General features: G+C 60.9%; 9 protein-coding genes and 1 riboswitch. Of the genes, 5 read left to right on the top strand and 4 right to left on the bottom strand.

Annotation, left to right across the window (positions count from 1 at the left end; translation table 11 throughout):
- Positions 1 to 32 precede the first annotated feature (32 nt).
- Together CHB97_RS07210 and CHB97_RS07205 are read right to left on the bottom strand one after the other, a co-directional pair.
- Positions 33 to 3287: a S41 family peptidase gene (locus tag CHB97_RS07210; protein WP_160105645.1), complete on the bottom strand. Its 3255-nt coding sequence runs from the start codon at positions 3285 to 3287 to the stop codon at positions 33 to 35.
- 98 nt (positions 3288 to 3385) lie between these two features.
- Complete coding sequence (locus tag CHB97_RS07205; RefSeq protein WP_089287267.1) at positions 3386 to 6397, bottom strand: TonB-dependent siderophore receptor; 3012 nt, start codon at positions 6395 to 6397, stop codon at positions 3386 to 3388.
- A gap of 303 nt (positions 6398 to 6700) precedes the next feature.
- Positions 6701 to 6788, bottom strand: a riboswitch (glycine riboswitch).
- A gap of 557 nt (positions 6789 to 7345) precedes the next feature.
- Between CHB97_RS07205 and CHB97_RS25805 the strand changes: the two genes are divergently transcribed.
- The gene (locus CHB97_RS25805) at positions 7346 to 8440 is read left to right on the top strand and encodes a hypothetical protein (RefSeq protein WP_143270754.1); all 1095 of its coding nucleotides are present in this window, start codon (positions 7346 to 7348) and stop codon (positions 8438 to 8440) included.
- Positions 8441 to 8497: 57 nt separating this feature from the next.
- Here the strand turns inward: CHB97_RS25805 and CHB97_RS07195 are convergent, their stop codons facing one another.
- Both CHB97_RS07195 and CHB97_RS07190 read right to left on the bottom strand, forming a co-directional pair.
- Positions 8498 to 10576, bottom strand: coding sequence for a S46 family peptidase (locus CHB97_RS07195; RefSeq protein ID WP_200819848.1), 2079 nt, complete (start codon positions 10574 to 10576; stop codon positions 8498 to 8500).
- A gap of 126 nt (positions 10577 to 10702) precedes the next feature.
- The gene (locus CHB97_RS07190) at positions 10703 to 11362 is read right to left on the bottom strand and encodes a glutathione S-transferase family protein (RefSeq protein WP_160105643.1); all 660 of its coding nucleotides are present in this window, start codon (positions 11360 to 11362) and stop codon (positions 10703 to 10705) included.
- A gap of 200 nt (positions 11363 to 11562) precedes the next feature.
- On the opposite strand from CHB97_RS07190, the gene CHB97_RS07185 reads away from it, so the two are divergent.
- The 4 genes from CHB97_RS07185 to fliL all read left to right on the top strand — a co-directional run bounded on the left by CHB97_RS07185 (position 11563) and on the right by fliL (position 15001).
- Positions 11563 to 12471 (top strand): transglutaminase family protein, encoded by a 909-nt coding sequence (locus CHB97_RS07185; RefSeq protein ID WP_089287264.1) that lies wholly within the window; start codon positions 11563 to 11565, stop codon positions 12469 to 12471.
- Positions 12472 to 12545: 74 nt separating this feature from the next.
- Positions 12546 to 13145: a HupE/UreJ family protein gene (locus CHB97_RS07180; RefSeq protein ID WP_160105641.1), complete on the top strand. Its 600-nt coding sequence runs from the start codon at positions 12546 to 12548 to the stop codon at positions 13143 to 13145.
- A 142-nt stretch (positions 13146 to 13287) separates the two neighbouring features.
- Positions 13288 to 14433, top strand: a complete 1146-nt coding sequence (locus tag CHB97_RS07175) for a TAXI family TRAP transporter solute-binding subunit (protein ID WP_244559443.1) — start codon at positions 13288 to 13290, stop codon at positions 14431 to 14433.
- 103 nt (positions 14434 to 14536) lie between these two features.
- Positions 14537 to 15001, top strand: coding sequence for a flagellar basal body-associated protein FliL (gene fliL / locus CHB97_RS07170; RefSeq protein WP_089287262.1), 465 nt, complete (start codon positions 14537 to 14539; stop codon positions 14999 to 15001).
- Positions 15002 to 15074 lie beyond the last annotated feature (73 nt).

The raw sequence follows: 15074 nt of genomic DNA, 5'->3' as shown, positions 1-15074 counted from the left end.
ACTGAGTATTACAACGCCGGCCGCAGTTCCGGTTACGGCTTCACCGGATAGGGCTGGGGGCCGCCCAGATCGCCGGGATGGCCCTTGATGCGCGACAGCACATTCTGCACGGCGGTAACCAGTTGCGCATCCGGTTCGCCCCGCATCGCCGGCTGGTCGAAATCCACCTCGATATCCGGGGTGACGCCTTCGCCTTCCACGATCCATTCGCCCTTGGGGCCTGCCAGGGCATATTGCGGCACCGTCACGCTGCCGCCATCCAGCAGCGGCCCCAGATCGCCGATGCCGATCACCCCGCCCCAGGTGCGCTTGCCGATTAGCGGCCCGCGTCCGGTCTGTTTGAAGGTCCAGGCCATGGTGTCGCCGTCGGACATGGTGGTCTCGCTGACCAGCATGGCCATTTCCCCGGTAAAGACCTGCGTATAACCGCCCCAGGGATAGGTTTGCGGCTGTTGCACGCCGCGCACGAAGCCGCGTGTGAAGGCTGGCCGCAACAGCCGCTCCAGAATCATGCGGGAGACATTGCCGCCGGTATTGCCCCGGATATCGATGATGATCCCATCCTTGCGCAACTGGCCATACCAGTCTTTGACGAATTCCGTCAGGCCGTTGCTGGTCATGTCGCTGATATGCACATAGCCGACGCGGCCGCCGGACAGTTTCTCCACCAGCCGCTGGGCCGCCAGCCGCTCCTCATGGCGCAGCAGGGGTGCTTCGCTGCGCAGGGTGCGGACCAGCAGGCGGCGTTCCACATTGCGTGACTGGCCCAGCGCCAGTTCAACCACCTGTCCCGCCTTGCCGGCCAGGGCCTGATAGGGATGGGTGCTGGCATCCAGGGGCACGCCATCAATGGCCAGCAGGAATTCCCCCAGCCGGACCTTGCTGCCCAGCGCGTTCAACGGCGAGCGGTAGAGCGGATCGGCCCTGTCCCCTTCAAAAACCTTGGTGATCCGCCACAGCCCAGCCGCCTTGTCGAAGGTGAAACGGGCGCCCAGCAGGCCGGTATCGGGTCGCTTGGGCAGTTCCTGGTCACCGCCATTGGCATAGGCGTGGCTGACATTCAGGTCGCCGATCATCTGGCCCAGGATGTAATTCAGGTCAGCCCGGTTGCCCAGGGCCGGCAGCATGGCCCGGTAATGATCGCCGATGGTCTTCCAGTCATGGCCATGCATTCCGGGATCATAGAAATAATCCCGATAGAGCCGCCAGGCCTCGTTAAACACGGCGGCCCATTCCTGCGGCGGGTCGATGCGCAGGTTGATGCGCTCCAGCTCCAGGCGCTTGGGCTCGCCTGCCAGCCCACCGGGGCTGATGCCGGCGACGCGCAGATCGGCCTTGCCCTGCCGCAGCAGGATGGTCTGCTGCCGGCGATCCAGCTCATAGCCCATCAGGTCGCCGGTGATCTTGTTGGGCTTCTCCTTGCCCAGCGACAGGGTGAACAGCGTGCTCTGGCCCGGCCCGTCCTGCCCGAAGCTGGCGGCATCGCTGATGCGGTACAACAGGCTGTTGCCGGGGCCGAAATTCAGATCGCTGTAATTATCCTTGCCGATCGGTACCGGGATCAGCCGGTCGGCCAGCCCGTCCATATCCACCGGCGGCGGGCTCTCCGGCGCCTTGTCCTTGCCCTTGTCCGGTTCGGTGCCAGCGGGGCTGCCATTGGGGAAGGGGTTGGGTGTGTCCTTTTGCAGGGCCAGCAGATAAAGCCGTGTCTGCCGGGTGGCGGCAAAGTTCCACTCGGTCTCACTGATCTGCAGGTTCACATCGCGCACGGACAGGAAGGCCAGATAGCGCCCATCCGGCGACCAGACCGGTTCCCCACTGTCATAGGCGGGATCGGTGGCGGTGACGGTCTGGCCATTGCGCGAATCCCAGATGCGCAGGGTGCGCATATCGTTGGGCTGTAACTCGGCATAGGCGAGATAGCGCCCATCAGGCGACCATTCATATTGGCGCAGATCCCAGGATTTGGTGCTGCCCACCTTCCGGCGTTCGCCATTGGTCATGTCTATGCTGAACAGGGTACCTTCGCGGTCCAGCACGGCCAGATGCGCGCCATCGGGCGACCAGACCGGGCGGTAATAGCGGGTCTGGCTGTTCTTCGTCACCTGCCGGGGGGTGCCGCCGCCGGCGGGCACCACCCAGATTTCCTCATCCCCGCTGGCATCGGAGAAATAGGCGATGCGCCCGCCATCGGGCGACCAAGCGGCATCACGGTCATGCGCGCCGGGGCTGTGGGTCAGGTTGACCACGGCCCCCTGCTGGTCGGACTGCATGATGAAAATATCGCCACGGCTGATGATCGCCACATGCTGCCCGTCAGGGGCCAGGGCGCTCCATTCCAGCGTTTCTGTCCCCCCGACCAGACGCGGCATCCGGTCGACATCGGTGGCCGGAACGTCAATATCCAGCGGCCGGACCTTGCCGGTTTTTGCTTCGTAAAGCCTGAGGCCGGCGCCGAACTGCATCACCACATCACCCGCCGCGTCGGCACTGGCGAAGTCGGCCCCATCCTCGGTGAAATCGGTCAGCTTACGGGGATTGGCCCCGTCTGCGCCGGCCTGATACAGGTTCATGTGCCCGTCCTGGTCGGACAGGTAATAGATGCCCTTGTCGGTCCACATCGGGTCACGCTCGGTACGCGGCGTGTTGGTGATGTTGGTCAGCGTCAGGTTCTGAAGATCGGCGATATAGAGATCAGGTGCCCAACCGCCCTGATAACGCTTCCAGGTGCGAAAATCGCGGAACAGCGGGGAGAAGAGCAGCTTCTTCCCATCAGGGGAGAAGGTACCGCTGCCGCTGCGGGCCATGGGCAGGGTTTCCACCGTGCCATTATCCACTGAAACGGTATAGAGCCGGGAATCGGTGGCCTGCGGTACATCCTGGAAGGACCGGAACAGCACGGCCGACCCGTCCGGCTTCCAGCCCGTCACCTGATTATCGCTGCCTGAGCGCGGGGCCATTGGCCCGCGCGCGGGGTACCAGGTCAGCTGGCGCGGCGCGCCGCCGCTGGCCGGGATGATGAAGACCTGTTCATCCCCGCCATATTGGCCGGTAAAGGCAATCCATTTGCCGTCAGGGGAGAATTTCGGGAACAGCTCCAGCCCCGGCCCATTGGTCAACTGGCGGGCCGCCCCGCCATCGGTTGCGGCGATCCATAAATCCCCAGCATAGGAGAAGACCACCTGATTGCCGTGGATATCCGGGTAGCGCAGCAGCCGGGGCTGCCCCGCCTGGACGATGCTGGCCAAGCCCAGCACAGCGCATCCGGCCAGCAACCAACCCTTCATGCGAATGTTCAACAGGCGCAAAACCCTCTCCCTGATCTTCTTTATCGCGCGAAACATACCGGCGGCCAAGGCGGTGGCCGCCGGCTTTATAGCCGACCTCAGAAGGTCTTGCCCAAGCGGAAGGTGATGGTACGGCCCCGCAGATCATACAGGTTGCTGGGGACCGACCCGGTGCGATAGGTGAAACTGTCGGACCCCATCACCGGCGGCTTCTTGTCGAACATGTTGGTGACGCCGAGCTGAGCGAACATATCTTCGACCAGTTGATATTTCACACTGACATAATGGGTCATATAGCTGCCGACTTTCAGCTTCTCCGTCACCTTCAGACAGTCATTGCGGTTGCCGGGCTGGGTCCGCCCGGCATAGGCACCACAATAGGTGAACAGATTGCCATTGTCGTAATATTTGGCATCGTTGGTGGGGCCGATGAAGTTGAAGCCGTAAAAGCCCGTCCATTTCCCAATGTTCAGGCTGGCTTCCACCCAACCTGTGGTCTTGGGGTTGCCGGACAGGCCGTTGCGATCCTCGTAAGAGGTTTCATCCCGGCGCAGCGTATTTTCCAGCACCCAGTTCCATTGCACATCAATGCCAAAGCTGCCGAAATCGGTGGGCTGGCGGAAGTTCAGGGAGAGATCGATGCCACGCTGAGTCTGCCGGGCCAGATTAACCAGCCGGTCATCGACCACTGTAATGGCGCGGGTGGTCGGGTCGCGGATGATCTTGGCGCAAAAGCTGTTACCGGGGAAGGTGGGGTTATTGTAACAGCGGTTGATGATGCTGCCGACACCATAGGACGCCACCTCATTATTCACGGCGATGCTGTAATAATCCACCGCGACATTCAGGTTGGCAAAGGCGGGCGTCAGCACAATGCCGACACTCTTGTTGCGGGAGGTCTCCGCCTCCAACTGTCCCTTGCCACCGCCGGTAACGGCGGTGATGCCGCTATTGGCCGGATCGAAATCGGGCGCGAAACCTTGAGCGGTGCAGTTCGCGGTGACGGTGGCGGTGGCACTGTCGCCATAACGCCGGCAGGGATCAATATAGGAATAGAAGCTGAGCTGGTTGGCCAGATAAAGTTCATAGAGCGAGGGTGCGCGAAAGGACGTGCCGGTGCTGGCGCGCAGGGCGATCCAGGGGGCGACCGTCCAGCCCAGCCCGGCCTTATAGGTCTCATCCGACCCGAAGCTGCGATATTTCGTGTAACGGCCGGAACCGGTGAAACTCAGTTTCTCCACCAGCGGCAGATCGGCCAGCAGCGGCACACCGATTTCCCCGAACAATTCCTGCACCGTATCGGAACCCTTGGTGATCCCGGCGGTGGAGGAGGCGAAGTAATTGCCGTTGCGGGCATTGTACCCCGGCGTGTCGTTCAGGTGCTGATAGCGGATGGCAAAGCCCGTGGCCACATCCAGCGGCCCCGCCGGCAGATCGAACAGTGAACCGGAAATGGAACCGTCAATGCCGGCCTGATCAAATTTGGTCCGCCCCGTCTCCCGCCCCATCAGGAAGTCGCGTTCTTCCTGGGTCCAGTTCTGATCTACCAGGAAGCGCTTGGACAGCCAGGGGATGGAAACGCAAGTGGCGGGGCCGGAAATGGTGATGCGGGATGGGTCGCAGGCCACGCCCGGCGCCGTGGCGGCGTCCAGCCGGTCATTATAGAAAAAATCGCTGCTGTAGCGGCCATCGGACCGGCCGGCATGGCCGGAGACATCCCAGGACCATTTGCGGTTCAGCAGCGGCATGTCCAGCGTGCCGCGCAGGCCGCCGGTGGCCTGACCATAATTCACCGTCTGGCGCTGATACTGCCCCATATTCATCTGCGGCTGCACCAGCCCGGTCGATGACCCGTTGCTCGCCTGGATCAGCCCCTTTGCCACCGTATTATTGGGGTTGGTCGGGGACAGCAGCGGATAGAGGAACTGCCAAGTGTCGGAGGAGGAGACGCGCCGGTTCAGCAGCAGATTGCCATAGGCCTCCACTTCATTGCTGATATCATAGGCACCGGAGACATAGAGGCTGCCGGTTTCCAGGGGGGCGATACTGTCGGCATTCTGATAGGCGGGGCTGTCGCTGGTGCCGTAGGTATAGGTCTCTGGATAGCCACCACGGGCCGCCCGCACCCAATCCGGCAGGCTGGCCCGCAGACCCAGTGCTGTGGCCGGATAGGCGGGGTTGCCCGGTGTCGGGTCATACTGGAACCAGCCGCCATAGAAGCTGTAATCAAAAAAGATGCCGGTCGGGTTCAGGTTGCGGCACTTGATATTGCCACTGGCATCCAGCAAATCGGCACGCTGGCCGGTGGCGGCATCAAAAACATAATCCTGCGCGCAGGATGTGCGGGACCGCTGACGGTTCTTCAGGGATTCCTGGCGGCGATATTCCGCACCGATATTGATGTAACCGTCGCCATAATTCTGACCCCAGAACATGGAGCCTTGAAAGTAATTGCCCCCGCCATGTTGGGAGACATTGCCGTCCAGATTCATTTCCAGCCCGGCCGAGGTGCGGCGGGGGATGATATTGACCACGCCGGCAATGGCGTCCGACCCGTAGATGGAGGAGGCGCCGCCCGTCAGCACCTCCACCCGGTCGATAATGGAAGAAGGGATAGTGTTCAGGTCCACCTGACCCACCCGGCTGCCCGTACCCGCGGGCGTCAAGCGGTGACCGTTCAGCATCACCAGGGTGCGCCCGGCTCCCAGGTTGCGCAGGCCGATGGTCTGGGCATTATTGCCGCCATCCACCACCATGCCGCCGGCCCCCGTGGCGGACAGGCGGTTATTGACCTGCTGCGTGCCCATGGCCGCCACGGCGCGGTTGATGATGCTGGCCGTATCGAAGGCGCCGGCATTGCGGGCCATCTCCGCCTTGATCACCTGCACCTGATTGGGGCTGTTATATTCCGAACTGAGCCGCGATCCGGTGACGACGATTTCGTCCAGCTCATCCGTGTCGGTGAGGGCTGGGGCGGCCGCGGCGGTGGCCGCGGTGGCCGGGGATGCCAGCAGGTTGGGATCGGCCGGCTGTGCCAGGCTGCTGGTGTACCATAGAAGAGTAATCGCGGAACCGCTGCCCAGCAGCGCCGCCTTGAGGATTCTGTTCATTTTGCTTCCCTGCTCGGGCAAGCCCGCCGATCATTATGCAGAGGGCACAGCTCTTCCTTGGCCGCCCGCTGTTGGGCGACATGGAAATAGCGGTCCCCGCCGTCGGCAGGTCATGCTGATATGATGGTCGATGCGGAGAGTGCGCCCGCAATCCGGGCGTCAGGGATCAACTGGTGATGGACATGGCTGCGCCCCCAAAGCGGTTTCCGTGCTTTTCGGCGCCCCATCTGTTTTTGTGCCTGAGAGTATTACCCCGTCGGCGGACGGCCAGCCGCAGCTTCCGTCACTTTCCAGATTGTAATCCCGAGCCGCATGGTCCGTTTGCCTGAGAGTTTCCGGGGCGGTTGCTCCTTCGGCGCCGGCCAAGGCCGGTCTCTCCCATGTGCTCCTGCTAACGGGTGTTAGGGTGGCTTACCGAAGAATGCGCTGTCAAGCTGTGCTGTGTAATGAAGCAAGGTAAATTGCTACCAACTCGTAATAAGAAGAAATTCGCATTATGTGCGCCGCAACATAGGCGGGCTGCGGGTTTTGCCAGCCATACCGTTGTCTGTTAGTACCGCCGGAAGGGAAGGTGCGGCGTATTGTCGCATTTAAATTGGAATAAGAAGTCAGAATTGATCGCATCTTTCTCAAAAAACTACAGTAAGATGTAGTAAAATTTCAACATCCAAAGGGGCAACCCTGAGCGCAGGAACAAGTTTACCCTGATCGTTGGCGCTTCCGTCAGCGCCTCATGTGCGGACATGGAAAGTGAGGGCGTCGCCTCTCCCAGGTGGATGGGGGGGCGGGGTGCTCACTTAACCTCCAGTTACCTGACCAGTCTGTCAGCGTTATAGATGTTGCGTATGATTTCTGGCATATGGCTTCCATATATTTTTATTTCTTGATTGTTTTTTTAAATGTATGAAATAATATATTATTATTTTGGTAAATTTTGCAGAGTGGAAAATGAAAAAGATAAATTTTTCTATAATTTTTTTATTGATTATTTTATTTTTTCCTTCTATTTCATACGCTTTTATATGGTCCCCAGACCTTGCTTGTGATGGCAATTCTGATCCGAATGATAACTCATCTGGGTACGAATTCCGTGGTGGGTACTACGACTTAAATCATTATGAAAAGGTGATAAAGTGGCTTAGTCGTGATAGATCACGCGACAGGCCTGAACCTTGGTTGAATGATCCAAGAAAACTTGAAAACCTGGGAGAGTTGTCACTTTTCTACAAAAATACAATCCATCATGATCTATCAAATAAAGATGATGTGAAAGATATTGAATATATTTTTTTTAAAAATATATTCAATGACGCAATAATAAACAGCAAAAAAGAGTATTGGACGATCAGAGATGAAGGAATGTTTAGGTACTTATTCGGATATTCATCTACCAAATACGGCATCCAAATCAATGACATTAACATCGTTAAGGAGGGGGTGAGCGAGTTGCGAGCCGCTGCTACGCTTGTGGATCAAATCCCGGAGGATATTTTCTCCAGTGATGCTTTCTGGCAGCGGATCGAATATCGCCTTTCTCTTCTGAATGCCCTGTCCTGGCTGTCGTATCGGGGGGCGGCAAAGCCGGAGGAAATCGAAGAGTTGATCGCGGACATCCGGAAAACCGAAAACCGACAGACAAGAGCGATTGACGGCCCGAATGCCGAAAAAATACCCCGTGATGAATTTTACCGGCGACAGGTTCTGCGGTTCAATACCAACTATCTGTTGGAGGTTTTCATCATCCATTCCCTGCCGGAAAGGGCCAATGCCGGTTCCATCCAAAAATTGGATAGTATGATGCAGACAATGTACAGCCAGAACGAAACGCTGAATATCTGCCGCAGAGCCTATCTGTATTGGGGATATGTTGCCAAGGCGGCCTTCTATAATCGGATGAAGGACCAGAAATCCCGGAAAATGATGCTGGATTTCTTGATCCAGTCGCGGGATTTGGCAGATGTCAACCAGCAACCCGGCCCCCGGCAACGGGTTGAGCGCTTCATCGCGGAAAAACGGATGCCCGATGACAGGGTTTTCCGCTGATAATGATGCCCCGCTGGCATCCCGATACGGGGACGCCAGCGGGTTGATGGGGAGCGATTACTTCACCCCCAGTTCCTTGATCAACTGGTCGGCGCCATAGACGTTGCGCAAGGCCTCCGTCATGCCGCGCACATCCACCATCACCGTGCGGTTGCGCTTGGGCTCATAGCCATAGTCGCCCGACAGGCTGTGAATATTGCCGTCGAACACCAGACCGATCACCTCAGCCTTGCTGTTCAGCGCCGGGGAGCCGGAATTGCCGCCAATGATGTCATTGGTGGTCACGGCATTGAACGGCGTGGACATGTTGACCTTGCCCTTGGCTTGATCCCAGCGGGTCGGCAGGTCGAACGGGGCGGCACCAGTATCGCGCTCAAACGCACCGGCGAAGGTGGTGTAGGGTTCCACCTGATGGCCGTCCAGCTCTTCCCAGCCCTGCACCTTGCCGTAGGACAGGCGCAGCGAGAAGGTGGCGTCGGGATAGACGCTGTCGCCATAGATGGCGAAGCGGGCCTTGGCGATGCGGGCCTGGGCCTGCTCCACCGGGGCTTCCACTTCCTCTTCCACGGCCTTGCGGGCAGCGCGGGCGGCCGGATCGATGGCCTTCATCAGCTTGATCAGCGGATCGTCGGACGCATCGATGGCGGCCTTGCCGCCTTCGAACAGGCGCAGACGTTCCGCCGGGTCAGACAGCTTGCTGGCAGTGATGGCGGCATTGGCTACCTGATCGGGCGACTGCTTGCCCAGCACCGCCTTGACGATGGCATCGTCCGGGCCGAACGCCTCCCGCAGCTTGGTCAGGGAGAAGGACAGCATGGCGATTTCCAGGTCCTTATGGACCGGGGCCGGGTTGGACAGGCGCTGCTTCAAGGCCGGCAGGCGGGCATCGCTGAATTCCCGCAGACGGTCATTATTGGCCAGCTTGCTTTCATCGGCGGCACGCAGCAGCGAACGGGCAAAGCCCGCCAGATCGCTGTCAAAGGCGCGCATCCGTTCCAGCATAATGTAACGTGGGAACAGCTGGGCATAGCGGTCCTGGGCCTTGGCGATCACCTCGAACGCATCGCCCACCTCGGCCGACAGCTTGGGATCGGCGGCGATCTTGGCCCGCAGTTCCTGTTCGGCCTTCACCTTGGCGCCGAAGAACTCCTTGTCGGCCAGGGCCTGCTGGCGACCATGCCAGACCTTGATGCCATTTTCGGTATGGGCCAGCGGCTCAAACGCCTCACGGCGGCGATCGGCATTCTCCCGGCCGAATTCGATCAGGCGGCCACGCCGCTCCTGCGCATGGAACAGGTAGGAGGTGGCCACCTCATCCCGCACGAATTCCAGCTCTGCGATGGTGCGCTGGCGGGAGGTGGAGCCGGGATGGCCGGACACGAAGGTGGCTTCACCCGGCTTGGTGCCCTGCTTGGACCATTTGAAATGGTTGGGGCTCTTCAGCGGCTTGCCGTCGGCGCCATAGACGCGCAGCAGCGACATGTCCAGGCAATAGCGCGGGAAGTTGAAATTGTCCGGGTCGCCGCCAAAGGCGGCGATGCCGGCTTCCGGCGCGAAGGCCAGCCGCACATCCTGATAGCGCTGATACTTATAGAGATTATAGCGGCCGCCCTGATAGAGGGTCACCACGTCGCAACGCAGCGACGCATCGTTGCCGGCGCATTCCTTTTCGATCTGGGTCAGCGCGGCGCGGCGGGCATTGGCGAAATCCTGCCCATTCTTGCCGGCGGTCGCCTTGTTCACCTTGTCGGTTACATCGATGATGTCGGTCAACTGGTTGACCTCGATCCCGGCGCACTTGCGCTCATCGGCGCGGTCCTTGGCCAGGAAGCCGTTGGCCTGCACGTCATCATTGGCGCTGGACAGTTCGGCCACACAGTCGGCGACGCAGTGATGATTGGTCATCACCAGCCCTTCGCCGGACACGAAGCTGCCGGAGCAGCCGCCGGCCAGACGCACCGAGGAAAGCTGCACCTTCTTCAGCCAGGCCGGGTCCGGCGTGAAGCCGGTCGCCTTGGCGATTGCCGCTGTCGGCACATTGTCCAGCGTCCACATGCCTTCATCGGCATGGGCGACACCCACCATCAAGGCGATCGTCGCGGCGGTCGTTGCCGCGAGGCGCATCGGCTTCACCATGGATTTGGTTCCTGTTCTTTTTCGCGTTGGATTGCACTGCCCGCACCCGTGCCGGCGCGTGACGGGCGCAACCATGCGCCCGCCTGTTGCGGCGGTCAACCGGCTGTGCCAAATGGTCCTATCGGGTTAACTGTTTGCGGCCCGACGGCGCATGAAATCATCCAGGGCGCCGGTCATCTCGGCGATCAGCTTGGCCCCCATCGGGTCACCATTGGCATGGTCCCAGACCGCGCCCAGCTTGGGATGGTTTTCGAACACATCCATCGCTCCAAAGGCCGGCAGGAACTTCTGCAAAAAGAAACAGGCGGGCACGACAGCGCAATCAGCCAGGGTGAAAGCGTCGCCGATGCACCAGGGGGCAGCTTCGATGAAGGTTTCCAGCCCATCCATGCCGCGCCGCAGCTCCGCCCGCTTTTCCGCCACCAGGGCGGCGTCACGGTTGATCGGGTTCATCTGGCCCAGCAGCCCCAGCAAGGCCGGCAGCACATAAAGATCAATGGCGCGGCTGATGATGCGGGCGCGGGCACGCGCCACATCATTGCCGGGCAGAATTTTCTTTTCCGGGAATCGTTCATCCAGGAATTCGCAGATGACTTCCGATTCGATGATGCTCGCGTCGCCAGCCACCAGGGCCGGCATCTTGCCATAGGGGTTGATGGCCAGATATTCGGGCGATTTCAACCCCGCACCCGGCGGTGGCACCAGGGGAATGTCCAGTCCCTTGAAGCGGATGGCCAACACCACGCGGGTGACATAGGGGCTGAGCAACACGCCATAGAGCTTCATCACACCAAATCTCCGGGCTGGGCCCGGCAGATGAGCGGGCGGCCGAATTGTATTCCTGACGCCTACATAGCGCGGTCCTGGCTTTGACGGTAGCGCCCAACTGCGCCCCTGCCAATGCTGCATCCGCGTCATCAGCCGAAAGGGGAACCAAGGGGATGCCGACACTGTTATCAAGGGTGGGAAAAAGGGGGCAGAACACCATGGGCATTCTCACCGTCACGCACAAAACCACCTATGATTATGCCAATCCGGTGGTGCTGGGGCCGCATCGGATGATGTTCCGTCCGCGCGACAGCCACGATCTGCGCCTGCTGGAAACCGGGCTGGTGATCGATCCGCGGCCCAGCGACCTGCGCTGGATGCATGATGTGTTCGGCAACTCAGTGGCGCTGGCCCGGTTCGATGGCATCAGCACCCGCCGGCTGAGCATCGAAAGCCGGATTGTGCTGGAACAATTCCCGACCGGGCCGGGTGATTTCTCGCTTGAGGATCATGCAAGCCATTACCCGTTCAGTTATGACGCGGCGGAGGTCCCGGATCTGGGCCGCACCATGGAACGCCATTATCCTGACCCGGAGCATCAGGTTGATGAATGGGCGCGCCGGTTTGTCCGGTCGGGGGCGGGCGGGCTGGTGGAAACCCTGCCCATGTTGCTGGCCATGACGGCCGCCATCCGCAACGGCTTCACCTATCAGCCGCGTGATGCGGAAGGTACGCAAAGCCCGGTGGAGACGCTGGCGCGCGGCAGCGGTTCCTGCCGGGATTTCGCCTTGTTGATGATGGAGGCGGTACGGAGCCTGGGGCTGGCTGCCCGGTTCGTCAGCGGCTATCTCTATGACCCGACAGTGGATGGCGGACCGGGCGGCACCATCGGCGCCGGTGCCACCCATGCCTGGATGCAGACCTATCTGCCCGGTGCCGGCTGGGTGGAGTTTGATCCCACCAATGGGATTGCCGGCGGGCGCAACCTGATCCGCGTGGCGGTGACACGCGATGCCAGCCAGGCCGTGCCGCTGACCGGACAATGGACGGGCGCGCCGGCCGACTATCTGGGCATGAGGGTGGCCGTCAGCGTGACGGCGGGGCAGTCGGCCGATGCCGATGGCTGACAGTGGCCTTGACCTCTGCTTATCCGGTGGGCGATCAAGGGGGGCATTCCCACCGTCACGCGGAGTTTTTTCTGATGCGATGCGGCACTGGTGCTGCCTCCCGCCGCCTGATCATTTCCGCCCTGTCGTTGGCCGTGCTGGCGGGCGATGTGGCCGCCGCCACAGCGCTGCCGCCCAGCTTTTCCGCCGGTCTGGCGGGGCCGGTGCTGACCTATCTGCATCTGCTGGGCCTGCTGGGGCTGGGCCTGTGGCTGGATATGCAGGGCCAGGGCAGCCCTGGCACCGGTGCCGCCCTGGCTCTGGTGGCGGGGCTGTTGTTCGGCGTGCTGACACGCTCGGGCATTCACATCCCCTATGCCGCTTATGCGCTGGAGGCGTCACTGGTGCTGTTCGGCGGTTTGCTGGCCTTCACCGTCTCCCTGCCCAGGGTGCTTGGCTTGGTGCTGGCGGCCATTGCCGGGGCGCTGCACGGTATCGCCCTGTCACAATGGGATGGCGCGCCCAGCAGCCAGTGGCTGTTCTGGCCGGGGCTGGTGGCCGGATGCCTGCTGGCGTTGAGTGCTGGAGTCGGCCTGTCGGCGACGCTTTACCAGTTTGGCGGTGCAATGGCTTCCCGGCTTGCGGGGGCCGCCATTGCGTTGGTCGGTGTGCTGTTGCTGCTCGACGTCATGTGATGGTCTCGGCTTGGCGATATTTTCGCCACAGCCGGGTGAAATCCTTTGCTCACTTCTTCAATGCACCGCTTTCTGCCGGTTGTTGCGCAGGCGTTCCAGTTGCGCCAGTGGCTGGCGGGGCGCACCATAGGGCAATTGAACCATGAGCGATCGGATGCACCGCGCCATGCAGTTCCGCGCCGGACCCGCAGACACCCTTTCCGACCCGTTGCACCCCGCTGCCCCGTCAAGAAGACGGCTGCTGCTGCTGGCAGGGGGCGGCCTTCTGGGGCTGGGTCTGGTGCCTGGGGCCCAGGGCCAGCAGCCAGGCGATCAGGTGCGCTTTTTCCAGATTGGTACGGCGACCACCGGCGGTACCTATTTCCTGATCGGCGGGTTGCTGGCCAATGCAGTCTCCAACCCGCCGGGTACGCGCCCTTGTGACCGGGGGGGCAGCTGCGGCGTGCCGGGCCTGATTGTGGTGGCGCAATCCACGTCGGGTGCGGTGGAGAATGTCAATCTGCTGCGCCAGCGTCGGTTGGAATCGGCCCTGGTCCAGGCCGACATTGCCCATGCGGCGATTGAGGGCAAGGCGCCCTTTGAAAAGACGGCCTATGCCGATCTGCGCGCCATCGCCAATCTTTATACCGAAACCATCCATCTGGTTGTGCGCGCTGACAGTGGCCTGAAAAGACCGGGTGATTTGAAGGGCAAGCGGGTGGCGCTGGGGGAACAGGGCTCCGGCACGCTGGTGACGTCGCGCGCTATCCTGGCCAGCTATGGCCTGTCGGAAAAGGCGGTCAATCCCTTCTATCTCAGCCCGGCGGCGGCCGGTGACCGGCTGGTGGCGGGCGAACTGGATGCCTTTGTCATTGTCGGCGGCTATCCGTTGCCGGCGGTGTCGGAACTGGCGCGGCGCCTGCCGATCAACCTGTTGCCCTTTGATGATCCCAAAGGGGAACAGTTGAAGAAGCGGTTGCCCTTCTTCACCGAAAGCCGCATTGAGGCTGGTACTTATGAGAATGTGCCGGCCACCAGCAGCCTGGGGGTGGGCGCGCAATGGCTGGTGCGTGGTGATATCAAACCCCAATTGGTGCATGACATCACCGCCGCCCTGTGGAACGACCAGACCCGGCTGTTGCTGGATGCCGGGCATCCCCGCGGCAAATCCATCCAACTGCGCACGGCACTGGATGGTTTGGCCGTACCCCTGCATCCGGGGGCCGAGCAATATTACCGGGAGGTGGGGTTGACGGCGGAAACGGCAGCCGCCCCGCAAGCAGGCGAGGGCGGCAAGAGCCCGCATTGAGCGTCGGCCAAAAAGGGGTTGTGATATTTTAGGGCGATTGGCCCTCGTGCCCGGCGCGGTGGCGGCCTATACTGGCCGCAACCCTGCTGATGGCTGACCGTACATGAAGAAAATCATCATCCTTGTTCTGGCCCTGCTGGTGCTGATCGGCGCCGGTGCCGGTGCCTATTTCATGTTCCTGGCCAAACCGGCCGACGCTGAACATGCCGAAGCCAAGGAACCGGTGAAGAAGGTCCGCACTGGCCCGCCCTCCTATGCCACCATCGGACCGATGATCGTGCCGGTAATGGGCCAGACCAAGGCGACGCAGAACATCATCATCACGGTCAGCCTGGAAGTGGATGATGATACGGTCCGCGATGAGGTGAGGGCGAAGGGACCGCGCCTGATCGATGCCTATGTGCAGGCGCTTTATGGCTCCCTGGATAAGGGGCAGGTGATTGATGGCCAGATCCTGAATATCCCTGCCATCAAGGATGAATTGAAGCAGGTAACCGACAAGGTGGTCGGTCCCGATATCGTGCGCGATGTGCTGATCCAGTCGGTCAGCCAGCGTCCGGCCTATTGATCAAGGCTGGGAAATATCGGATCAAGCTATATCAAATCGATAGCATCGGATTGATGTCGTTTCCTGTGCGTGT

It is taken from the genome of Azospirillum sp. RU38E (assembly GCF_900188385.1).
Classification (GTDB): domain Bacteria; phylum Pseudomonadota; class Alphaproteobacteria; order Azospirillales; family Azospirillaceae; genus Niveispirillum.
This window is presented reverse-complemented; position numbering and strand designations above follow the sequence as displayed.

Excerpts from the sequence above, each read along its gene's own strand:
- CHB97_RS07210 (WP_160105645.1), bottom strand. The coding sequence starts at position 3,287 with ATGAAGGGTTGGTTGCTGGCCGGATGCGCTGTGCTGGGCTTGGCCAGC.
- CHB97_RS07205 (WP_089287267.1), bottom strand. The coding sequence starts at position 6,397 with ATGAACAGAATCCTCAAGGCGGCGCTGCTGGGCAGCGGTTCCGCGATT.
- CHB97_RS25805 (WP_143270754.1), top strand. The coding sequence starts at position 7,346 with ATGAAAAAGATAAATTTTTCTATAATTTTTTTATTGATTATTTTATTT.
- CHB97_RS07195 (WP_200819848.1), bottom strand. The coding sequence starts at position 10,576 with ATGGTGAAGCCGATGCGCCTCGCGGCAACGACCGCCGCGACGATCGCC.
- CHB97_RS07190 (WP_160105643.1), bottom strand. The coding sequence starts at position 11,362 with ATGAAGCTCTATGGCGTGTTGCTCAGCCCCTATGTCACCCGCGTGGTG.
- CHB97_RS07185 (WP_089287264.1), top strand. The coding sequence starts at position 11,563 with ATGGGCATTCTCACCGTCACGCACAAAACCACCTATGATTATGCCAAT.
- CHB97_RS07180 (WP_160105641.1), top strand. The coding sequence starts at position 12,546 with ATGCGATGCGGCACTGGTGCTGCCTCCCGCCGCCTGATCATTTCCGCC.
- CHB97_RS07175 (WP_244559443.1), top strand. The coding sequence starts at position 13,288 with ATGAGCGATCGGATGCACCGCGCCATGCAGTTCCGCGCCGGACCCGCA.
- fliL (WP_089287262.1), top strand. The coding sequence starts at position 14,537 with ATGAAGAAAATCATCATCCTTGTTCTGGCCCTGCTGGTGCTGATCGGC.